This is a genomic window from Chryseomicrobium imtechense, from assembly GCF_041475995.1.
In the GTDB taxonomy this organism is placed as follows: Bacteria; Bacillota; Bacilli; order Bacillales_A; family Planococcaceae; genus Chryseomicrobium; species Chryseomicrobium aureum.
Genome location: NZ_JBGOBM010000016.1, coordinates 20,152 through 43,260 on the forward strand (window position 1 = coordinate 20,152; position 23,109 = coordinate 43,260).

Consider the following 23,109-nt stretch of genomic DNA (forward strand, 5'->3'; position numbering starts at 1 on the left):
GGTGAGATGAAAGATACGTTACAACGTGTTGTCACCATTCAACAAGACGTACAAAAGAAGATAGATGGATGGATACAGAGACTTTCAAGGTCAGCCATCGAGCAAGAAGAACGACGATATGAACTGATGTACGGCAAACCACTCAGTGAGAAAGAAATTATCGAGATCAAGAAAGGTGTCGTCGTCCGATATGCGATGATCTTGGTCGTCCCAGTGCTTGTAATCATGTTGACAGTACTCAATCAGGGGGTGATGTGATGCCGAAATGGATAAAGTTTTTGTTGGTAGCGCTTATCATTCTACAAGTTTTTTTCCCATATGTTGTACTCGCAGAACAAGGGGAATTCATGGAAGATACACTTCAAGATTATAAGGAAACCCAATCAAGTAATGAGAAAGTAGAAAGGGCAGAGTCTTACATGAAGAATGTCCTTTATCTTGATAAATATGATTATGATACCAATCAATTCGATTGTAAGTGGCATGAGATAGGGTGTCATACCAATGGCTTTTTCTTCACTACAATCAGTGGTTTCGTATTTGGGGCGATTGATAGCTTTAGCAAATTCCAAATAGACTCAAATTTTATTATGGGAAATCCAGTTTATGAGGGGTATATGCTTAATTTCAAAACTTTGGCGTGGACCATTGCGGCTATCTTTATCCTGTGGCAGACTACAAAAATCATCATTTTATATAGTGGTAACGGCGAAGAGGGGATGAACTCCCTTCAAGACAAGTTAGTGGCTATTGTGACAGGGGGCATTCTACTAGGAATCTACTCACAGTTATTCGAATGGCTCTTGGAACTAACACATTTGTTGACGGAGACAATGTTGACAACTCCGGCCACACACTATGACATTATGCAGGTGATGGCTGTCAACGCAGTTGGATACGGTTTGATTTTGATGATTGTAGTTTCAGCAATCTTGTTTGTATTCTTCCTATCTGTCTTATATCGCACTGTGTTGTTCGTCATCTTGTACATTACAGGAGTCTTAGCGATTCCGACGATTGTGAATGACCAATACAATTTCTTTAATCTATGGCTGAAGACAGTCGTGAGTAACATCCTGACATTGACACTTCAACTACTTTGTTTTGTATTAGGTATCAAAACATTGGTAAGTTTAGAAGACGGAAATATGGTCGTAGGCATGATCTTTTTCTTAGTAGGTCTTTCAATTCCTACTCTTCTGAATCAGTTCGGTGCATCTACAGGAACTGCAAGGTCTGTAGGTTCATCCGTAAAGTATGTGGCGAGATACGCAGTTCGAAGATAAAGGAGATGTATACATGAAGAAAGTACTTTTAGTTCTATTTCTACTAGCTATGATGAGTTTATTAGTTGCATGTAATTCGAATGATGAGGAATCGAATAAAACAAATGAAAGTAAAGAAGTTTTTACAGATGAAGATATTCAAAAAGCTGAAGATATGGTCTTGTTTCTAAATGAACGATTGGCAAGTCTAGAATCAGAGGTTAATCAAAAAATAGAAGACAAAGAGCTACAGTTCGAAGATGAAAAGACGTTCAATGAGTCAGTTCAGGAATTAGCTTCAAAGACGATATTTACTGAACTTGAAGAAAACTATGGAGACGCTTTTGTATCTGGTAATTCTGATGACGTAAATAACAGAATTTACTTTAATACAGTGAGTAGTGAACCATGTAGTCTTGGTCATTGTGAATATGATGGGATAGAAACAATGGAGGTCGAGGTGAGCGATACTGAAGAGTATCAATCTACTAACTTTAATGTCACGGAATTAGTGTTTGTTAACGCTAATTACAAATATGAGAATACTAGGGAGGAAGAATCGGCTGAGATTCGGTTTGTGAAAACAAAAGATGGCCAATTGATGGTCTCCTCCCATCCAGCTTTAGATATAAAGTCCATTGACCTTAGAAAGTTTGATGAAGAGTACAACAAAATCCAATCTAATGTACCTGAGAGTGAAGTAGAGTCCGAACAAGAAGAGTATCGAGATGAAGTCAAAGAGATCCTTGATCTGTATCCAGAACTTCAATAGTAATGAAGGTGGTGAAAAGAAATGGTCATTCGAACGATTGCTAACCGTGTAGGGACTATCGAGATCAATCAAGATTCGATTTATTTTTTGCAGCCTCTGACGGCTTTTGAAACAGACGATATGGAATTGATTGAACAAGCTTATGAAAAGTCATTTGCACGTATCAAAGAATCGACACCTTTAATGCCGGTAAAAGAGATCACTTTTCAGGCGGGACAGATACGTTATGAATACGATGTGAAGGGGTTGATGTCATTTACAGCAATTCGAGCTTTTGAATTTGAAGAGAAACTTCCCTTCTATTTAGATCTGATCAATCTAGCGAAAGATCAACAAGTCAAAGTACTTTGGCAAAAAGAGAACTTCGTAGTAGATCGAGAGGCAAAACGATTATTTGGAATGGTCATCGAGAATGACGTCATGTCTATTGTCGAAGATAAAGATCCTGTATCTGCGGTAAAAGAATTGATCATCATCTCTTTGACCAAGCTGAATGAGCTGATAGATAGACCAAAGCGGATGGATTTCTTAGAACCAAGTGAAGAAGTGATTCGATTTGGGGAAACGATTTTCCTGAAACTCGGTTCACTTGATGAAATAGAAGGGTATATAAAAGAAAAGATAGAACAGTTTGAGGAACAAAGAAGAGCGGAGGAACTGGAACAGGAAAGGCTATTGAACGAACGCAACGGCTTCGAAAAGTTTCGTGCACAGGTGAAAGAGAAATTTCAGTTTCAGAATGCCAAACCATCAACCCCTAAAAAGATGTTCAAAAAGACTAGCCAACAAGGCAACTCAAAACTATTTGTTGGAGTAGCCATCATCTTACTTTTAGCATTTGGATTAAATATTGCTTTGACGCAAGCCACGGAAGAAAAAAAGGAAGAGAACGCTTTTTATAGTGAATCCAGAGAAGAATATTTCCCTAGCACTCAATTTGTGAATCAAGAATAGTGAAGAATCGATTATAATTAGTTTACTTGATTTCAAGAGAATCTAAGACTGATAGAAGTGAGGGGGGATGATGTGCATACAAAACGGATAACAAATCATGGGCGTATGGTGATTCCAAAGGAGATTTTAGATGTCTTTCAGTTAAAAGAAGGGGATCGGGTGGATATTACGCATGATGAGAGACGAATCATTATTGAACCGCACCGGCAGAGATATGTATGTGCTGTAACAGGTAAAGTTACGGATGAGGCCATCCGTATAGGAGAGGCTTGGATTAGTAAAGATGGATTAAAAGAAATAGTAAAGTATATGAGTACAGATTAAATACTTAATGAGCACAGATTCATACAATATGTGCTCATTAAGTGTTTTTTTTATTTTTACAAATTATTGGAATAATTGGTCATCTGTAATGTCATGAGAATAAACAATTCTTTAGCCCTAAAAATAGTAAATTAATAATTTTATTGTGTCTCTATTTTACAGGGTATAATGAAAAAAGGAATATATTTATATTAGTAGAATATGGAGAGTAATAAATTCTAATTGTATTATACAAAATTAAAATATTTTAAGTTTTCATGAGAATTTTGAGTGGGGAGTGTTTGTTGCATGAGTAGTATTAATTTGGATGAACAACTAGCTGAAATCTGTACAATATATCAAAGTTTTAAAGATGATTTGATTTCGACCTCTATTAAAATTGAGAATATTTTCACAGAGTTATTACGTAAAAATGCTCCAGATTACAATCTGAATTATATAAACTCCGCATATCCAGGTTATTATTTTTCTTTTTCTCCTAGGATAAAGACCGAAGAATCTTTAGAGGAAAAAATGGTTCGTTCAGGACAACTACTTAAATTAATAGAGCAAGATGAAGAAGAAGTAGAAAAATCCTTGAAAAGTATGAACGATTTAATAGGAATAAAAATTTTGGGAGAGGTAGAGCAAGATGTTTTATCAATATTTAAGATTTTAAGAGATAATCAATCTGAGTTGAAGAAATCTGGAATCAATTTTTTAACTAGTTTTTCTGGTCAACCTACTACTATGAAAAATGATCTTGAGATATACAAGTTCAATTGTGAATATGTTTGTGAAGATAATGATGTACCTACAAAATATCTATTTGAATTACAAATTAAGTCTAAACTGCTGTCTGCCTGGGGAGATATGGAACACAGGATTTTTTATAAAGACTATGTGGGTACGGCCGTCAGAAATTCTGTTCAGCAACTAATGAATAAGGTAGGGCATAATTTAAAAAGCATAGATGAGCTACTATACACCATTAGAGTATCCAATAGTAACTATTTAAAAGAAAGAGATTTTTATTTATTTGTGGAAGATGTCCAAATGCTGTTTACTGACGAGTTAAAAAAATATTTAAATACTACAAAAAATTTCGACTTACATAAAATTATTGCTTTACTTTTCGAGTTTAAAAACATTGATAGAGAAAAAAAGGAGATTGATTTTAGTTCTTTTAGTATTCCGACTATTGATGAAAGTATGTTAGATGACAGATACAAGCATTTAAAAATTTTTGAAGTTCTTAAGAAATATTCATTTAATATTAGAATCTTAGAATATATTTATACAGCCTATACATATTCTGATTATCCTGAAGAGTTGATAGAAGTAACAGATATTCTCACAGCTGGTGATGAAAGAGACAAGTGTCATGCCTATGATTTGTATAAGTACCTTGAGTACTATAAAGAAATTATTGTTCGCAGATTTTCTGACCTTTCTATTGATGAACCGGATCTAGGTGAAAACTATTTAGACGAGGTTTTAAATTTTATTTTTACTAATGCTACTTCTGAAGATGTATTACTTCTAAGCGGAAAATATAAATTGATTTTAGATTTTTACAGTAATTTTAAAACTGTCTATGACAATGAATTTGAAGAGGATTTTGAAGAAGATATGAAAGTACCTGGTATGGAACAGAATGAACTACCCGATAACCATCGAAACTATTATTTTTTGTTGACGAAGTTTTTTAGTCTATACATTTTTGAATCAGTAACTAATTTTTCCCCATACCTAGTGAGCGAAGAAGAGAGCTTTTTCCTGGATTATAAAGATGAAATCATAAATTTTATGAAAAAAGTAAATGTAAATATTCAAAAAAGTGATGAAGTATATGAACAAGTTGTCCAATTTACTAATTCAAATTCCTTGTTAGGAAGTGAAGAATAATGAAAATTATCATGCAAAAGTATCAACAAAATGGCCAAGAATTTTATAGTGCTGTAATGCCTTTTCAAGAAATCGATAGGGTTTCCGAAGTTTTAGTATACGCAGAAAGCGAATATGGTTATCAAAGAATGCCAGATCCTAAACATTATCAAAGTATAAAAAATTCGTTATTGAATAATAAAGATTCTTTACCTACTTCTATTATATTGAGCGTAGATAAACATGAGTTTAACAAATACATATCTCCACTATCACTAGATGGTTATCAAAATCCGGATTTATATGAATTTGACACAACTGATATAACTAATGAAATTTTTAGAATTGTTGATGGTCAACATAGGATTTATGGTTTAAGAGAGGCAAGCGAACAAGACAGTGCTTTCTTAATGTTTCCTTTGAACGTTATTATAGTTATCACTGATGAGCATGAAAGAGTTAAAGAAGTAGTTATATTCAGAGATATAAACTCAAAAGCTAAGAAGCTAAAGACAGATTTGACCTTATTAGCTATGTACAATTATGAGTTAATCAATCAGCAAAAGCTCACGAATCATACAGATCTTATGAAGCATCTATTGATTAGAACAGCTCACTATTTAAATGAAAACAATAAAAGTGTTTGGAAAAATGCTATTCAATTTGACATACATGAGCAACCTGTTCAAGGTATTATAGGCGTTGCAGCAATAACCAATTCTCTAAAACCATTAATAAAAAAATATATCGAATCAAAATCATTCGATTTAAGTAGTGATATTTACTCTCACTCAAACGACGTCATATCATTATTGAACAGCCATGCTTTAACACTTTCAGATATAATTATCGAGGCTTGGGAGAGGGTTAAACAAAAGTGGCCAAAGTGTTTTGGAGATGTAGAGAAACAATTTCTGGGAGAACCAAGATACAACAAAGCGTATTATATCCAAAAGACAACAGGAGCAAATGCGATTCACTCGATTTTAGAAGAAAATATCGACTTTTCAGCACAACCAAATTTTGAAATGCTAAAAGATTTTTATAGCGTTATTGGAAAAAGTCCATTGGAACATGAAGATTGGGCAGTTGGTGGGAAGTTATCTGGACTAACTTCGAAAAGCGGTTTTACTAAGACAAAAAGGATTATTGAGATTGGGTTTGAAAATTACCAGCTAGAACAAGAAAAGAAAAGAAAGCAGTAAAAAGTTTAAATAAGCTGAGACTTTGATATTTTTTAACTATGTATCATAGAAAGACATGCTCTCATTAAATAGAGAAGTCAGTATAGAAAAGAGGGGGTGGAAGAGTGAATAATGAGAGAAAATTGTGGTTTATTACTCGGCCAGAACGTGATCCCAAGTTTCACGAAGATGCAATGCGTTCTTTACAGACAGCTACGAAGAACTTTACAAAAAGATGGTCTGGGGAGCGTACGTTGCATAAGCATTACGAGGAAGTGTTAGCTAATGATGGGCTGAAAAGGCAAAACATTAGCAACGACGGATCCGGTGGACGGACATGGGCTGCAATGCTTCGGACATTCAGTTATGTCTACATTGATGATACTGGGACATTGAAACCGACTAAATCCGGTTTGGCATTATTGGCAGGGGTCAAAGTACGTGAGAACGTCACTAAACAGATTTTAACTTTACAGATTCCGAATGCCTATTTTTTAGATAGTGGATTCCGACCAAAATTTGAATCCGATTTTCAAATTCGACCAGCTCGCTTTTTGATTCGATTGGTTAACCAGAAGGAACTGGATTACTATGTCACGAAAGAAGAGATTGTTTTCTTTGCGCTGACAGCCCATCAAGATAAAGATTTACTGAAAGTGACTCAGAAAATTAAAGAGTTCCGCTCGGTGAATGTGGCAACTAAAGTGGAGATGAAAAAACAAATTGCATCCGAATTTGAACATCGAGAGCGATCTGATAAGGCGGCTCGCGATTTTGCAGCTGCACATGGCGATGTTGCACATACGTATATGATGCTGTGTGACTATACCGAACTGGTTGATTATATTCGTGGGGATGCATTGAGAGTACCCCCTGAAAAACAGGTCAGTACTTCTCAAAAATTGCTAGAGCTGGATGTACGTTATCCGTTCAGTAAACGATACCTGATTTCTGCAGAACGCTTTGCTGAACATGCTGGCTTGGATGTAGACAGCTATAAGGCAAGTTCATATGGCTCCATTATACCGGCAACCAATTCAGCAAAAAGTCTTCGAATGGTGCATCAGCTACTCGCAGATTATCCCTTGATTCAAACAATGACCGAGATGGAAATTACAAAAATCTTGAAACAAAAGCTGACAGAGAGAGAAGCTCAGAAATATGGTGCTCTATTGGCTGACCCTCAGTATTCAGCTTTAAATGAAGACTTTGTAGAAGGGTATTTGAATGAAGAGAATGATCGGATCTTTGAGGATAAGACCGCAGAAGTTTTGAAAGCTATTGGATTCGAAGTGGAATTGCGTCCTAAATCACTTAAAGAGAATGTACAGACACAAATTGAAATTCTAATTCATATAGATGAGAAAAACATATGTATTATCGATGCGAAAATGTACCGGCCAAAATTTCCTCTTTCAGCTAACTTAGCTTCCCATATGGGATCGGAGTACTTACCAAACTATCAAGGTTATGAAAACAAGAATGTTTCCTCATTTGCTTATGTGACAATAAGTGATTGGAGTGGAGAGCGCAATCTCAAGAAAATCACAGAAAAGGCTAGTGTTACAATACCGGGGAGTGATATAAAAGGTGCCTTGATCACGGCAAATGCACTCCTAGGTTTCCTAGATTACTGTTTTGAGAACGAGATTGAAGTTGAAGAGAGAAAGCGCCTATTCATGGCCTGTTTCGCTAATAAAGGTTATAGGACAGTTACGGAAATGCTACGCTCTGAAAACCAATAATACGAACAAAGTAAAAGCCAGAGGTTTTCTTCCCTAGTAAGAAGGCCTCTGGCTTTTTGCGTCAATTGAGTAAGTGCCTTTTTCTCAAATAAAGGCTGGGGGCTGCATTTAGTTAAAATAACGTGTACAATAAAGAGCATAGAGGTATGCAAGAACATACTTTCGCATAAAGAGGCAACCAAGGAGCGATTCTCATATGATCTTTAAAAAAGGTGAATTATTTAACGGCCCAGGTGGGCTAAGTCTAGCAGCTAAGAAAGCTCGTGTCATCCATCCCGAAACAGGAGAAGAGTATCGAATTGAGCATCTCTGGTCAAATGATTATGATGCTACAGCATGTGAAACTTTTCGTTTAAATATATGCGAGAACCCAGACGATCCTTCTGTTCATTGGGGGCCCGTGGAAGACCTGCCAATCGGCGATAAATCTATTTTAGGAGATATAGATTGTTTTGCTTTTGGTTTTCCCTGCAATGACTTTAGTATTGTTGGTGAATCAAAAGGTCTAGGTGGTAAGTTCGGGCCCTTATATACTTATGGAGTCAAGGTTTTGAAAGATTACCAACCGAAATTTTTCGTGGCGGAAAATGTCGGAGGGCTTCAAAGCGCTAATGAAGGAAAAGCATTCATTCAAATCCTGACAGAACTAGAGGAGTGCGGATACAAATTGACGCCACACCTATATAAGTTTCAAGAATATGGCGTACCACAGGCAAGACACCGGATCATCATCGTCGGTATAAGAAACGACCTGCATGAAAAAGGTATCGAATTTAAAGTGCCCGCGCCGACAACATTAGCATCGACGGATTATAAAACTGCGTCTGAAGCTATTTTGAATCCGCCGATTCCAGAAGACGCTCCGAACCATGACATGCCGAAACATACGGCAAAAGTAAAAGAAATGTTGAGTTATATACCACCGGGTAGCAATGCATGGTATCCAGGAATTCCTGAACACTTACAGCTAAAAGTAAAAGGTGCACGAATGAGTTCGATCTATAAAAGATTAGATCCTGATAAGCCAGCATATACAGTCACGGGAAGTGGTGGTGGAGGAACTCACATGTATCATTGGGATGAGTTACGTGCGTTAACGAACCGTGAACGAGCACGTCTGCAAACATTCCCTGACGATTTTGTGTTTGCTGGTAGTAAAGAAGCTGTACGGAAACAGATCGGAATGGCTGTACCCCCACATGGTGCGCAAATAGTATTTGAAGCAATTTTGAAGTCTTTTGCAGGAATCCAATACGATTATGTAGAACCAGCACCAAAACTCCAGTTGGAGAATTTAAGAGGAGAAAAGAAAATAGTAATTAAAGAAGCTGTAGACAATCTAATATAAGGTTTTTATCAAAAGAGATGCAAAATCCTGCATCTCTTTTTTAATTTTGAGTTCAGTAATTCTCTATTGATTTAAATAACCTACTATAGAAATTCATTTAATATGAAAGACTCTTTGAAGATTACATTTATAAATTAATTATATTTATGAACTTTTTTTCATTTAATTAAATTTTAAATTATATATATCTAATATATTTGCATAAAATGAATATATAGTTTATATTTATTGAAAATATATAATTAAAGGAGAATTTAAATGAATAATAAAGAAGAAAAAATGATGAAATTTGAAAGGATAGCTGAAAAAAGGGTCTCTGATGTGCTGAAAAAAATGCAACTCATTGGAAACCTAGCAAATAAAAATAACTATGAGTATACAGACAAGCATGTTAAACAGATTATTGACTCTCTTGAAAATGAACTAAGGGTGCTCAAAAATAAATTTGCTGAAGGAAGCACCGAAAAAAATACTGAATTTAAATTTAAATCATAGGGGTGATATTATGGGGAATATTGGATGGGAGTTACCTTCTACCAATGGAGGAAGAGAAGATGGATTGAATGATTCAGGTATTTCGTATTTTCAAGCAAATCCTGTTAAATCTCTTACAAGAGAGGTTATACAAGATTCTCTTGATGCGAGAAAAAATGCAGACAAACCTTCAATAGTAGAGTTTATAAGAAAAGATTTAAAAAAAGATGCAATTCCTGGTATAGACGAACTCGCTAATATTTTTGAAGAGGCAACTCTTTATTATAAAGAAAGTTTAAATGAGACCTATCATTTTTTTAAAAAAGGTCATGAGGCCTTGCAAAAAAATACTGTTTCGGTTCTAGCTATTCGAGATAGAAATACAACTGGATTGACTGGTGTAGGAAAAACCAAAGACAGTCATTTTCATCGTCTTACAAAGACTACTGGAGACACAGCCAAAACTGGAACATCAAATGGATCTTTCGGTATTGGTAAACATGCTCCTTTTGCTGCATCTATTTTTAGAACAATGTTATATGGAACATTAAATACTGATGACGGCATAAATCAAGGGTTTCAGGGAGTAATAAAAATTGCTAGTTATAATCGAGGAGAGCAATTTCCAACGCAGGGGACAGGTTTTTATGGACACAAGGATGGCTTTCTACCTCTGACTGATTTATCTGAATTAGACTCTTTCTTTAAAAGAAAAGATGGTGACTTTGGAACAGATAAATTTATTTTAGGATTCGAAGACAAAGACAATTGGGAGAATACTGTTGTAGAAGAAACAGTGTCTAATTATATGTGGGCTATAATAAATGGCTCCCTAGAGGTAGTAGTTAACGAAACAATTATCAATAAAGACACGCTAGAAACGGTTATAGAAGAGATTGTTGAATTTAATCCTAAAAGTACGTGCCTTGAATATTACTTATCATTAACTTCTCCAGATGCAGTTATTAAAACAAAAGAATTTCAAACTGAAGATGGCCATCCAGAAACCATGAAACTATATTTACTAAAGGGTAATGATTTTCATAAAAAAGTGTCTCTAATTAGAGGTACAGGAATGAAGATTTATGAAAAAGGTCATTTCAGAACTCCAGACTCTTTTGCAGGTACTCTTATAGTAGAGGGTGAAGAACTAAACAAAGTATTACGAAAAATGGAGCCTCCTACTCATGATGATTGGAAGCCAGGACTTTATAAAAAAAATCAGAAATATGCCGAGAAATTAAAAAAAGAACTCTATAAATGGTTAAATGATGAGGTAAATTCTATAACTCCAAAGTATGAAAAAGATTCTCTTGAACTACCAGGATTAGAAAGTGTTTTACCAAGTTTAAATCAAGAAGAGAATCCCGTTGAAGAAATCGACCTTACATCAAATGATGAAAAAATAAACTCTATCGTAATAGTAAGTAATTCAATGAACAATCGTAAATCAAAGGCTAAAAAGCGTAAAAAGGGGATGCCGAATTCTCGCCCCGTTAAACCACGAACAGAACCAAAAAATAAAACAACAAAGGCAACAATTAACAGAATGAGAGCCTTTTGTATAGATGAAAAAGACGGACAATACAGACTGGTGGTTGATCCAGTAACCTCAGGAGAAGCATTGATTGAGGTGAAACTTGTAGGTGAAAGTATTACTGAACAGGCTAAAATATATAAAGCGATCGAAGACCAAACCGGCGATAATATTGAAATAAATGAGAATGTTTTGGGGCCATTAAACTTAATAAAAGGTACGAACAAAACAATTACACTTAGTCTAGATAAAATTACTAGATATTCACTGGAGGTGACACCGAAATGAAGGTGAAAGCTAGAAACTTTCCTCATCCAGTTTTAAATCCTGTAACTGATGATTTTCAGAATGGCTATTTCAAAGGGGAAATCACTGAGCAAACTCAAGAAAATGAAAGCTTAGAATTTAATATTCATATAGATTTGCAAAATCCAGATTTGCAAAATCTTATTGAAAAGAAAAAAGCCAGCTTCAATGTTCATTTCGAGTGTATTCCTACAATGCAACGTTTTACATTTTCCAAGTTTCAAACCGATTTTAAGGTTTCAATAGAGAAAGAGCTCTTAAATAAAAAGGTAGATGTTAATTTTTTCATCTTAGCTGATGAGAATTTTGAAGATTACACAAATGCTGATGCCCACCCGGATTATGCAGGTGTAAATTTCAGAATACAAAAAGGTGATATTCTGGCATTTGGGGAATCTCAAACAATCTATATTGAAAAGCAACCAATTTCAAAAACTAATAGCATTTTTAAAGTTAGTAAAGCAACTAGCAGTGATGCACCATCTATTAGTATTGATTTATACGGCAATCAGTTAGAGATTACCGTTCCTGAAATATCCTATGAAAAAGTAGGACGGTTACAAGCGTACGGTGATGATTGCAATAAAATTTTAATATCTATGTTGTATTTACCAGCCCTGATAGATACTTTATTTAATATTCAAGATTTGGCAAAGACTGAAGAGTATGATTTAGAGGAATTATCTAATCTAGATTGGTATGGAACTTTAGATAAGAAGTTAAAAAATATGGGGTATAACATAGCAGAATTGAATTCTTACGAGATAACTAGCATCGCTTATGATCTTCTAAATACATCTCCAGATGCTCCTTTAATTTCTCTTGAAAATATTATCTATAATAGTGAGGAGGATGAAGAGTAATGACTTATAAGGTCATGAAAGATTCAGTCCTGATTGATTTAAAGGAAAATATCTCAGAAAACATTGGTTTGTATGCTTCATTTTCAAATGATGATTTTTTAATAGATATGCAAGCTACGGAGACAACACAGAACTCAATCTTAAAGGTATCAGATCCATCGAACAAGAGTAAGGATGATTTAGAAAATGCAATAAAGCTCTATGAATACTTTCAAGGACTACCATTGACCTTAGCTTCAAATGAAAAATTTTGGGCTTATTTAACGCATACTTCATTTTGGGACTATATGTGTCAAAGATGGCCTATCAGTGCAGCTGAAGGAGATGAAATTGAGTTTATTAAAACTCGTTATTTCTTCAGTACTAAAAATAAAACATTTTATCGAAATGGTCTTTCTAGGTTATGGTGGTTTGTTCATTTAACTTATGACTCTACTAAAGAGGATCCTTATTATTACACCCGAATCATATTAAGTTATCAAGATTTAGCCAACCTGATAATAGAGACAATTAGTCTTTCTAGGAATAAAACCGTACTAAAAACTGTTCTGGAAGTAATTAAGAATATAGCTGCTTTAGAAGAACAAAATAAAATACAAAAGGTAAAAAACAAACGAATTTTTTTACGAGATATGACTAAATATATAAATTTTGTTGGCGGGGTTACGTTGTGGGATAGACTGAATGAAGAAGAGGCTTATCTCAAATTGTGGCATTATGTAGAATCTAAAATTGAATATATCAATGACCTCAAAGTTGAACAATATAACTAGATATATGCTAAAAGAATTTTTAATAAAGACTTACCAATTCGGTAACTATGATCATGATACTTATTTAATTTGCTATGCTAACTCCAATTAGCTAAAGGTGGTTGAGCATCATATGGATTTATACACTCTGCATTTGGTAAGTACGATGAAAACGGAGCTATTAGCCATTGCAATCATGATAGAGACCGATAATAAGTGTACGAAAGAAAATATAAAGGAATCTCTGTTAGATTTAATTACTCGAGAGTTAGAAGGGTATGAAGTAAGTCTAATTAATCGTAATACGGGAAAAGAGTGAGTTGCGGTTTCGCAGCTCACTCTTTATGTTTATGAATATGAAAGTCTCATATGTGATGGATCTATCAAAAAACTTCAATTCTCGATATTTCTAAGTAGGGGTAGCGTCAGGAAAATGCGGATTTACAACGCTAAGGATATCCAAATATAAAAAGCCCAATTTCTTAGTAAGACAGAAATTGAGCTTTTTAGCATCATTTTGAAGAATCCAGAACTTTAATTAGCATTATTTTAAATTGTTGTAAAGGTCATTATTTATTTTTTCATAAGCTCGTCCATAGCATGTGGAAACAAAGGTTCACTTAATTCAAGAATAGCCTTTGCATACTCTTGGATTTCCTTCTGAGCATCATGTTCTAATCTTTGATTTAGAAAATGACAAACTGACTGTAAGGATGCCGTCCAGTACCATCGTACATACATTCCATATGCAGGTAGAAAAAGTCTTGCTTGCTCTGCGCATATTCCATCTTTTAAAGCCGACTCGTATTTGCTTATTCCTTCGTCAACATATGCCATAAGATCATTGGTGTATTTATCACCGATTTCTAAAGTAACTATTTCGCCACTACCTTGTTTAGAATTTATTGGTTTACTCCTCCATTCCTTACTTGAGGGAATATAAAATGTAGGCTCTTCTGTAATATATCTTCGACTTGACTCATTCCAAGCATCTAAACTATCTCCTGTACCTTCTTGGTGAGAGGAACCAATTACATACTTCCACCATTGTCTGGCTACCATTAGAGGTGCATATACTTCATATTGTACGATAACATGCCTAAATGGAGAAGTATGACCTTCTCTAGCAAGAAATTTTATCAACTTAACATCTCTATCATCTAGTTTTTTGGATTCTTTTGCATAAGAAACTCTTGCAGAGTTAACTACAGTTAAATCTGAACCCATATGATTAACAAGTCGAACATAGCCCTTATCTAATACGTTTATAATAGTCATTTGATTAGCTCTCCTCTAATTTTTTCTTTCATATGTAAAATATGTATAGGGTATAATCCCTTCTATTTTTTTTTGATACGTAATTTCAAATTTATCTTTATTAAACATTGGAAAAAAGATATTACCTTCATATTCCTTATCGATAACAGTTAAGTATATTCTATCAGCAAATGGTAACGATTTCTTATATATCTCCCCACCACCTGCAATAAAAATTTCATCTTCTTGTTTTAGTAAATTAAAAGCACTCTCTAGAGATTCTACAGTCAGACAATTATCATGAATAATATTTTTAGATTTCGAGATAATAATTGTCTTTCTATTCGGTAATGGCTGACCAATAGAGTCAAATGTCTTTCTACCCATAATTACTGTTTTACCCATAGTTAAATTCTTAAATCGAACCTGTTCACCAGGAATCTTCCAGGGTATATCCTTATCTTTACCGATTACGTAATTACTTGAAATTGCAGCAATTAATGAAATGATCATTTTCACGACTCCCTTGAAAGTAACTAATTTTATACTATGAATAAATCAAATGTACGAGAAACCGTAAAATAACTCTCCCTCATTAATTGTCTATTTCCAATAGTTTCCTATACAGAGAAGCTCTAGACACATTTGTAATTTCACAAATTTGATTTACAGTCATTTTTCCTTCCCTATATAGCTTTATTGCATAATTCATTCCTGCATGATTTTTATGATATTTCTTTAACCGACCTTTAAACTTCCCTTCTTTCTTAGCCAACTCAATCCCTTCACGCTGTCGCATACGTATAAGATCTCGTTCCAACTGATTAACCCCAGCCATAACTGTAATTAAGAATTGACTATATGGATTATCCTCTGATAAATCCAGCCATGTGTCCTTTAATGATTTTAAGCTTGCTTTTTTACTCCGTATGTAATCTATTAATGTAAATAAATCTTGTGTACTACGGGTTATTCGAGTTAAATCAGTAACATAGATGATATCACCTTCCTTTAAATCCTCTAACATTTTTTGAAGTTGTTCTCGATCCTTTGTTGCTCCAGAGACCTTCTCTTCAAATATAATATCCATTCCAAGTTCCCTTAGTTGCTGAAGTTGCCTTGAAGGGTTTTGACCAGCAGAACTTACCCGTACATAACCAATTTTTCGCAAAATATCACCTCAATTTCGAGACAAGTCTTATGAGATACTCTTAACACTGATTCTATTAGTCTTCTATTATTGTATCAATAGAGTACACTCTATTGATATATAATTATCATAATTGCTTGAAATTATATTGAAACGAGTTGATACTTGATGAAAATTGCAAGAGGAAGAGAATTACTTACAACGGATCAAAGGAATCTTCTTATGAAGATTCCGGAAGATGATTTGATTGAAGGAGCCTACTATACATTTTCTAATCATGACTTGGCAGTTATTAATAAAAGACGCAGAGAAGAAAATCGATTAGGGTTCGCAATGCAATTGGCTGTTCTTCGATATCCAGGCTGGTCATATACACACATTAAAAACATTCCTGATTCGGTTATACGCTACATAGCAAAACAAATCAATGCAGATCCTTTTTCACTTAGTCTTTATCCTCAAAGAGAAAATACACTGTGGGATCACTTGAAAGAGATTCGGAACGAATATGGTTTTATAACATTCACTCTAAAAGAATATCGGATGACATTTAAACACCTTTATCAATTAGCATTAGAAAATGGAGATGCCATTCATTTACTACACGAGAGCATAGATTTTTTGAGAAAGAATAGAGTTATACTACCTGCTATTACAACACTTGAAAGGATGGTATGGGAAGCTAGGGCAATGGCCGAAAAGAAGATATTTAATACCGTCAGTCAATCTTTAACTAATGACCAAAAGGAAAAGCTTGAAGAAATCATTACATCTCAGCATCGATCCGAAACCAATAAAACAATATTGGGTTGGTTAAAGGAAGCACCAGGTCATCCTTCTCCAGAGACATTTTTAAAAGTAATAGAAAGACTTGAATATATTCGAGGAATGGAACTCGGAAGCGTTAAAGTTAATCATTTACACCGGAATCGCTTTTTACAGTTTTCTCGATTAGGTTCAAGATATGAACCTTATGCTTTTCGTGACTTTCAAGAAAACAAACGTTATACAATTCTAACCGTATATTTATTGCAACTTACTGAGGAGTTAACAGATAAGGCTTTTGAAATTCATGATAGACAAATACTTAGTCTGCTGTCAAAAGGACGAAAGGCTCAAGAAGAAATTCAGAAAAGAAATGGTAAGAAGGTAAATGAAAAAATCATACACTTTTCTAGCATAGGACAAGCATTAATAAAAGCAAAAACAGAAGGATTAGATGTCTTTGAGGTTTTAGAGTCTGTTATTGAATGGAATTCCTTTGTCACATCAGTAGAAGAAGCTCAAGAATTAGCCCGACCTGGGGATTATGATTATCTGGATTTACTCCAAAAGCGCTTTTATTCCCTTCGAAAATATACTCCAACTCTTTTGAAGGTTCTTGATTTTCATTCGACAAAGTCAAACGAACCACTTTTGCAGGCAGTGGAGATTATACGTGGAATGAACGATTCCGGTAAGCGAAAAGTACCTGCTGAAGCACCTGTAGATTTTGTTTCAAATCGTTGGAAAAAGCACTTATATGAAGAAGACGGTACAATCAATCGGCACTATTACGAAATGGCTGTCTTAACAGAATTGAGAGAGCATGTTCGTGCCGGCGATGTGTCTATCTCAGGCAGTAGACAATATAGAGATTTTGAGGAATATTTGTTTTCACAAGCTACGTGGAACCAAGACAAAGACCGTACACGATTATCAGTTAGCTTATCGTTCGAAGACTACATCCAAGAAAGGACCAATAGCCTTAATGAGAGGCTAAAATGGTTATCTAACAATTGGAATAAACTAGAAGGAGTTTCGCTCGAGAAAGGAAAGCTTTCAATTGCACGGTTGGAGAAGGATATTCCAGAGGAAGCTAAAAAATTTAGTGCTAGTCTTTATCAGATGCTTCCAAGAATAAAATTAACCGATTTACTCATGGATGTTGCTCATATAACGGGATTTCATGAACAATTTACTCATGCCTCAAATAACCGTAAACCAGATAAAGAAGAAACGATAATCATCATGGCTACGCTATTAGGAATGGGATTGAATATTGGGTTAAGTAAGATGGCTGAAGCAACGCCTGATCTTACATATAAACAACTTGCCAATGTATCTCAATGGAGAATGCATGAAGATGCCATGAGCAAAGCGCAAGGTGTATTAGTAAACTTTCACCACAAGCTAGACTTATCTTCCTATTGGGGTGACGGTACAACTTCTTCGTCAGATGGAATGAGAATGCAGGTAGGCGTTTCATCTTTACACTCAGACGCAAATCCGCATTACGGAACTGGAAAAGGTACAACAATTTACCGATTTACCAGCGACCAATTTTCATCGTATTACACAAAAATTATTCATACCAATTCAAGAGATGCAATTCATGTCCTAGATGGATTATTGCATCATGAGACCGACTTAAATATAGAAGAGCATTTCACAGACACGGCTGGCTATACTGATCAAATTTTTGGATTAACTCACCTTTTAGGCTTTAAGTTTGCACCAAGAATAAGAGATTTGTCAGATTCAAAGCTGTTTACATTAGAAAAGGCAAGCGAATATCCAAAATTAGAGCCTATTTTACGTGGCCAAATAAATATCAAGATCATTAAAGAAAATTATGAAGATGTCTTACGATTAGCTCATTCTATAAGAGAAGGAACGGTATCGGCATCACTTATTATGGGGAAACTTGGATCTTACTCTAGACAAAACAGTTTAGCTACAGCTTTACGTGAAATGGGAAGAATCGAAAAAACTATTTTTATTCTTAATTACCTTGCTAGTGAATCTTTAAGAAGAAAGATTCAAAAAGGCTTAAACAAAGGAGAAGCAATGAATGGTCTCGCAAGAGCTATTTTCTTTGGGAAACAAGGGGAACTTCGGGAGCGAACGATACAGCATCAACTACAAAGAGCTACCGCATTAAACATAATTATCAACGCCATTAGTGTTTGGAATACGCTGCATCTAACAAAAGCAGTGGAATATCAAAAAGGTTTAGGGGATTTTAATGAGGACTTATTGCACCATGTGTCTCCTTTGGGCTGGGAGCATATTAATTTACTAGGGGAATACCATTTTAGTCCGGAGAAAATGGTCTCGTTAGATTCGTTAAGACCATTAAAACTTTCTTAACGTTGTTAATAACGTGGTAATCGTCAGGAAAATTTGCTTAACGTTGTAAATCCGCATTTTCCTGACGCTACCCCAAGTAGCGATAAACTCCCTTATCGTTATTTATGATTATAAGAATATATTTGATGATAATATCGAATTGAAAAAACAATTATTAATAATCATCTTCGAAAGACGATTTAGTATTAATGAAGGTTGAAACTTCTTTTTCTATGTTCATTTAACAAACTAATTAGTTATAACAAGACCCGATTTTCTTAACCAAAGATTTCGATGGTTAAACCCGAGTTAGGTTAAGGCAAAAGAGGATTGTCGGCACTTAAGGCATTACTTTCTATTAAATTTATTTGACTTCATTAACTCTACATGAAATCGTAAAATGAAATCCGGATTCAACTCAACTTTAAAATTAAGAGGGAATTTAAAAAGAGAGTAGCAAAGCCACTCTTTTCTAAAAATATCTATTTAGCAATTGCGCCAATTACATTGTAGAACAATAATGTTTTACCGTTGTTGTATTGCTTTTATTCCTTCCTCCATAATTTTTTTGCCTGCTTCTTTATGTTTGATACTAATAGCAATTCCTCCAAGAACCACAGCGGTACCCATTGCGCCGAATGCTAATTTCCCTAGCCAATCTCTTTGTTTGTCTGACTCTTTTTCTATTCTGTCATATACTTCAGATAGTTCTTCCCGAATCTTTTCTATTAATTCTGGGTCCTTTTCAGTTTCGTATCTTTTATTTAGTGCATCAATTCTTTTTTCAAAGGATCTTACCACATCTTTTCCTAAACTTTGAGCTGCTAAATCATTCAATGTCTTCATCATGGTAGGTAGCGCGCCAGTAAGGTATTTATAATACTCTTTAATCAAAGTTTCATCCAATACATTATCAGCTGTAGTTGCTGAAGAGGGTAGAAGTGATAGTATTTTTTTTATATCGGACTTGGTTGGTTTTTCTGGGTTACTAACCCCTTCTTGTTTTAGATATTCTTTGAATCCCTCTCCCATTAAAGCACACTCCATTCTTGATTTTTTAACACTTTTATCAAATTTACTGAACGATAACTTTTCTAACCATTTAAATCAACAATGCAATTAAGCCATGATTTACAGCCACATTAGAAACATCAAGGAGATGATACTGTTTTAATGATTTTCCATGTAATACTTGCAAGCCTCAATCATTTCTGTCAAAGGGTTCATGCTGGTTAATTCTCTCCATGGAAGATTAACTTTCTTATTATCCACTACAGCTTTTCCTTTATAGGTTTCTTCATGGTTAGCCATCGTAATTTCCCAATTCCACGTTTCAGACCATGTCCCATTATTGAAAGGTTTACTTTTTTTAATTTCTACTAATATAACCTCAGTATTAAAAATTCTATGTTCCACTCTTTCGCCTCCTCTATAGATTTATTCTTCAGAAATGAAATAAACATCTTTTGCTTCTAATTGCATTATACATCAATCAAAAATAGCCATTTCAAGATTGATAAAAGTGAATAGATAAAAATAACAGAGGATTTCTTTAATAAAAGAGTACCTGTTGTACTTACTTTTAAATATTAATGGATGGTTACTTTCGATACATCTTCAAAATCTATACTCATATAAAATATGATATTAAATAGTTGCGACAAGTTTCATTGATAAACGCATTAAAAATAAGGGGGATTGGAGTAATGAGTAATAATCAAGAATATCAGGATAAAATCGAGCAAGGTTGTCTAGAGTTTGTGAAGAGGAACTTGAAAGAGAAGGATTTATTCGGATTATCCAATGAACAGTACATTGAATTGGAACATTGGTTAAACAATTCTGAGCTTAATTTAAACAATAGATTTCCTGATTTTACTTTCAGTAATGGCTTTATAGAACACTTTGCGGTTACTTCTTCATTAGAAGATAAAAAAGGATCAAAGCAAAAAAGGGAATCTAGTATTTTTTTTAAAAAAAGTGAGTCGAATTTTTTAAGCAAGCTTGACAATAGTGAAGAAGAGAAAGTAATAATTGGTCAATCTTATGGTCGCAAATTTGAAGAACATGCGTATGGTCATATTGTAAACTCAATAAAGAAGAACTGGATAAAGCATATAGAAAGTTATGACAAAAATATTACCACATCTAAAAATGGAATTTTCCTAATTGAGTATATAGATATTAATATTCAAACAGCAGTTTCAACAAAAAATGAATCAGTAAAAATTTTTGATACATATAGAATAAGCGTTGATAAACATATGTTAGAGTGGATACATAACTATAAAGAAAAGATTGATTATTTAATTTTAGTTAACATTCTTTCTTCCTCTATTGAGGTTATAAGAATAGATTGTATTCCAAAGATCATAGAGGGAATTCCAGATGTTTGGTATGCACCTATTGTAGGGATGGAGTCACATAAATATGTAGGTATTAAAACCAATAATACAGATACCTAATATTACACTGAGAGAAGATAGTAGATAAAAGGTAGTGAATACTAAATTATAGAGTAAGAAAAAGTAGCCACCAGCCTCTCAAAAACGATGGTTTTTGAGAGGGTTTGGAAGAAGGTGAAAATCTTCTTCTTTTTTATACTCTTTTTATATCAAAACTCATATCAAAAACTATGTGTCTTAAACGGGTGTATTTGATATAATTAATCTAATAATTCAAGTGAAAGAGGGATTTTATGATTATTGGATATGCTCGTGTCAGTACAATTGATCAGTCTTTGAATTTACAGTTAGACGCTTTAAAAGACTTTGGCTGCGAAGAAATTTTTCAGGAGAAACTATCTGGAGCAAAAGATGATCGGCCGGAACTGCTACAAGCAATCAAGATGTCACGAGCTGGCGATAAGTTTGTTGTGTATAAATTAGACCGCTTAGCAAGATCAACAAAGCGATTGATTGAAATTGCGGAGTTGCTTCGAGAAAAGGGTGTAGAGTTCGTCAGTATTCAGGATAATATCGATACGGGGACGGCTGCAGGAAAAGCCATGTTTGGAATGCTATCAGTATTAGCTGAGTTTGAACGGGATATTATTCGAGAACGAACAATGGCCGGACTAAAGGCTGCCCGAGCGAGAGGAAGAAAAGGTGGACGGCCAAAAGTAAATCAGCAAAAATTGAATCAAGCTCTGGCTCTTTATCATTCTCAAAGAATGAGCGTTAAAGAGATACAAGAAGCTACAGGGATTTCTGCAGCTACTTTATATAGAAATATAAAAATAGAAAAAACTACTTAAAGAATTTTAAGTAGTTTTTGATAAAAATAATGGAGCTATTAAATTGATTAAGAAATTTTTAAGAGGTACTATAAAAAAACAATGTTTTTACTTGATGGAATTTCAACTTCATTACTGAATATAATCAACTCGGAAGTTTTCTTTTTGGTAGATAAACTGTAGTTCAAAGAATAATTATAGTTTTTTAAACTACTATACATGTCTTGAATCTCAATACAGTCATCGTAAGTAACTATCCATTTATGATTAGAGTAACTTTTTATAATGCTTGATAAATTAAGGTGGTCTTCATAATCATAAAAATTTGTATAAAGACCTGGTCCCTTTTTAAAATACGGAGGGTCAAAGAATGTAAAATAATCTTCTGCTGCTTCTTTTCTTGAAAAGTAAATTTCAATGAGTTCAAGAGCGTCTAAATTGTGAAGTTTAATTCGGTCTTTCTCTGATGAAATAATATTCACCTTTTTCATAAGATTTTCTTTGTTGAATCTACAGTCTAGTTTATATTTTCCTGTTTGATTTTTTCCACCAATAGGTCCTGCTTTAATGATTCCGGATCTGTTTGTTCGATTTAAATAAAAAGTAGAAAACCCAATTTCAAATTCACTATGTCTAGAAGGATTTTGCTGAATTTCTTGTTGGCGATACCATTCATCTATATCTAGCTTAGAATTTGTAATTTTGTAGTTAAAATCATCGGTAAAATATAAAAGTGAATGCCACATGAGATATATAGCAGGATCATAATCATTGATAACTATTTTTTGTGCTTTATTTTTTAGTAGTAATGAAAGTGCTATACCAGCACCTCCAGCAAAAGGCTCGATATAGATAGGAGTATGGTTAAAATTAGTATCAATGATATCATTTATATACTTGGCTAACTGAGTTTTTCCACCGGGGTATCTGAGAGGACTCTTGGTTGCTGGCATTTTCTCACTCCTT

General features: G+C 34.2%; 22 protein-coding genes. 16 read left to right on the plus strand and 6 right to left on the minus strand.

Annotation, left to right across the window (positions count from 1 at the left end):
- Positions 1-6: 6 nt before the first annotated feature.
- From AB5N96_RS12205 to AB5N96_RS12265, 13 genes are all read left to right on the plus strand, one after another.
- Positions 7-258, plus strand: coding sequence for a hypothetical protein (locus AB5N96_RS12205; RefSeq protein WP_499705651.1), 252 nt, complete (start codon positions 7-9; stop codon positions 256-258).
- Positions 258-1,286 (plus strand): conjugal transfer protein TrbL family protein, encoded by a 1,029-nt coding sequence (locus tag AB5N96_RS12210; RefSeq protein WP_499705652.1) that lies wholly within the window; start codon positions 258-260, stop codon positions 1,284-1,286. The genes AB5N96_RS12205 and AB5N96_RS12210 overlap by 1 nt, the downstream gene beginning before the upstream one ends.
- A gap of 13 nt (positions 1,287-1,299) precedes the next feature.
- Entirely contained in the window at positions 1,300-2,037 is a 738-nt protein-coding gene (locus AB5N96_RS12215) for a hypothetical protein (protein WP_499705653.1), read from the plus strand.
- 21 nt (positions 2,038-2,058) lie between these two features.
- Positions 2,059-2,991, plus strand: coding sequence for a hypothetical protein (locus tag AB5N96_RS12220; protein ID WP_499705654.1), 933 nt, complete (start codon positions 2,059-2,061; stop codon positions 2,989-2,991).
- Between the two features lie 72 nt (positions 2,992-3,063).
- Entirely contained in the window at positions 3,064-3,315 is a 252-nt protein-coding gene (locus AB5N96_RS12225; RefSeq protein ID WP_499705655.1) for an AbrB/MazE/SpoVT family DNA-binding domain-containing protein, read from the plus strand.
- A 288-nt stretch (positions 3,316-3,603) separates the two neighbouring features.
- Positions 3,604-5,202: a RelA/SpoT-related domain-containing protein gene (locus AB5N96_RS12230; protein ID WP_499705656.1), complete on the plus strand. Its 1,599-nt coding sequence runs from the start codon at positions 3,604-3,606 to the stop codon at positions 5,200-5,202.
- Entirely contained in the window at positions 5,202-6,386 is a 1,185-nt protein-coding gene (locus AB5N96_RS12235; protein ID WP_499705657.1) for a DGQHR domain-containing protein, read from the plus strand. Before AB5N96_RS12230 ends, AB5N96_RS12235 begins: the two co-directional genes overlap by 1 nt.
- 104 nt (positions 6,387-6,490) lie before the next feature.
- A complete protein-coding gene (locus AB5N96_RS12240) occupies positions 6,491-8,110 on the plus strand; it encodes a restriction endonuclease FokI C-terminal domain-containing protein (RefSeq protein WP_499705658.1) in 1,620 nt (539 codons plus the stop codon).
- Between the two features lie 196 nt (positions 8,111-8,306).
- Positions 8,307-9,458 carry a DNA cytosine methyltransferase gene (locus AB5N96_RS12245; protein WP_499705659.1) on the plus strand — a complete coding sequence of 384 codons (1,152 nt, stop codon included), beginning with the start codon at positions 8,307-8,309 and terminating at the stop codon, positions 9,456-9,458.
- A 258-nt stretch (positions 9,459-9,716) separates the two neighbouring features.
- Positions 9,717-9,953, plus strand: a complete 237-nt coding sequence (locus AB5N96_RS12250) for a hypothetical protein (RefSeq protein ID WP_499705660.1) — start codon at positions 9,717-9,719, stop codon at positions 9,951-9,953.
- A 10-nt stretch (positions 9,954-9,963) separates the two neighbouring features.
- On the plus strand, positions 9,964-11,757 hold the full coding sequence (locus AB5N96_RS12255; protein WP_499705661.1) for a hypothetical protein: 1,794 nt from the start codon (positions 9,964-9,966) through the stop codon (positions 11,755-11,757).
- Positions 11,754-12,638 carry a hypothetical protein gene (locus AB5N96_RS12260; protein ID WP_499705662.1) on the plus strand — a complete coding sequence of 295 codons (885 nt, stop codon included), beginning with the start codon at positions 11,754-11,756 and terminating at the stop codon, positions 12,636-12,638. The genes AB5N96_RS12255 and AB5N96_RS12260 overlap by 4 nt, the downstream gene beginning before the upstream one ends.
- Complete coding sequence (locus tag AB5N96_RS12265) at positions 12,638-13,411, plus strand: DUF6339 family protein (RefSeq protein ID WP_499705663.1); 774 nt, start codon at positions 12,638-12,640, stop codon at positions 13,409-13,411. Before AB5N96_RS12260 ends, AB5N96_RS12265 begins: the two co-directional genes overlap by 1 nt.
- Before the next feature lie 552 nt (positions 13,412-13,963).
- Here AB5N96_RS12265 and thyX read toward each other — a convergent pair.
- The 3 genes from thyX to AB5N96_RS12280 form a co-directional block, all read right to left on the minus strand.
- Positions 13,964-14,668: an FAD-dependent thymidylate synthase gene (gene thyX, locus AB5N96_RS12270; RefSeq protein WP_499705664.1), complete on the minus strand. Its 705-nt coding sequence runs from the start codon at positions 14,666-14,668 to the stop codon at positions 13,964-13,966.
- 15 nt (positions 14,669-14,683) lie between these two features.
- The gene (locus tag AB5N96_RS12275; protein ID WP_499705665.1) at positions 14,684-15,160 is read right to left on the minus strand and encodes a dihydrofolate reductase; all 477 of its coding nucleotides are present in this window, start codon (positions 15,158-15,160) and stop codon (positions 14,684-14,686) included.
- 82 nt (positions 15,161-15,242) lie between these two features.
- Positions 15,243-15,818, minus strand: a complete 576-nt coding sequence (locus AB5N96_RS12280; RefSeq protein ID WP_499705666.1) for a recombinase family protein — start codon at positions 15,816-15,818, stop codon at positions 15,243-15,245.
- Between the two features lie 147 nt (positions 15,819-15,965).
- Between AB5N96_RS12280 and AB5N96_RS12285 the strand changes: the two genes are divergently transcribed.
- Positions 15,966-18,929 carry a Tn3 family transposase gene (locus AB5N96_RS12285; protein ID WP_499705667.1) on the plus strand — a complete coding sequence of 988 codons (2,964 nt, stop codon included), beginning with the start codon at positions 15,966-15,968 and terminating at the stop codon, positions 18,927-18,929.
- Positions 18,930-19,433: 504 nt separating this feature from the next.
- Here AB5N96_RS12285 and AB5N96_RS12290 read toward each other — a convergent pair.
- Together AB5N96_RS12290 and AB5N96_RS12295 are read right to left on the minus strand one after the other, a co-directional pair.
- Positions 19,434-19,940 carry a hypothetical protein gene (locus AB5N96_RS12290; protein WP_499705668.1) on the minus strand — a complete coding sequence of 169 codons (507 nt, stop codon included), beginning with the start codon at positions 19,938-19,940 and terminating at the stop codon, positions 19,434-19,436.
- 138 nt (positions 19,941-20,078) lie between these two features.
- Positions 20,079-20,324: a hypothetical protein gene (locus tag AB5N96_RS12295; RefSeq protein ID WP_499705669.1), complete on the minus strand. Its 246-nt coding sequence runs from the start codon at positions 20,322-20,324 to the stop codon at positions 20,079-20,081.
- 290 nt (positions 20,325-20,614) lie between these two features.
- On the opposite strand from AB5N96_RS12295, the gene AB5N96_RS12300 reads away from it, so the two are divergent.
- Positions 20,615-21,373: a hypothetical protein gene (locus AB5N96_RS12300; RefSeq protein ID WP_499705670.1), complete on the plus strand. Its 759-nt coding sequence runs from the start codon at positions 20,615-20,617 to the stop codon at positions 21,371-21,373.
- 233 nt (positions 21,374-21,606) lie between these two features.
- Complete coding sequence (locus AB5N96_RS12305) at positions 21,607-22,164, plus strand: recombinase family protein (protein ID WP_499705671.1); 558 nt, start codon at positions 21,607-21,609, stop codon at positions 22,162-22,164.
- A gap of 68 nt (positions 22,165-22,232) precedes the next feature.
- On the opposite strand, the gene AB5N96_RS12310 is transcribed toward AB5N96_RS12305, so the two are convergent.
- Entirely contained in the window at positions 22,233-23,096 is an 864-nt protein-coding gene (locus AB5N96_RS12310; RefSeq protein WP_499705672.1) for a DNA adenine methylase, read from the minus strand.
- Between the last annotated feature and the right edge of the window lie 13 nt (positions 23,097-23,109).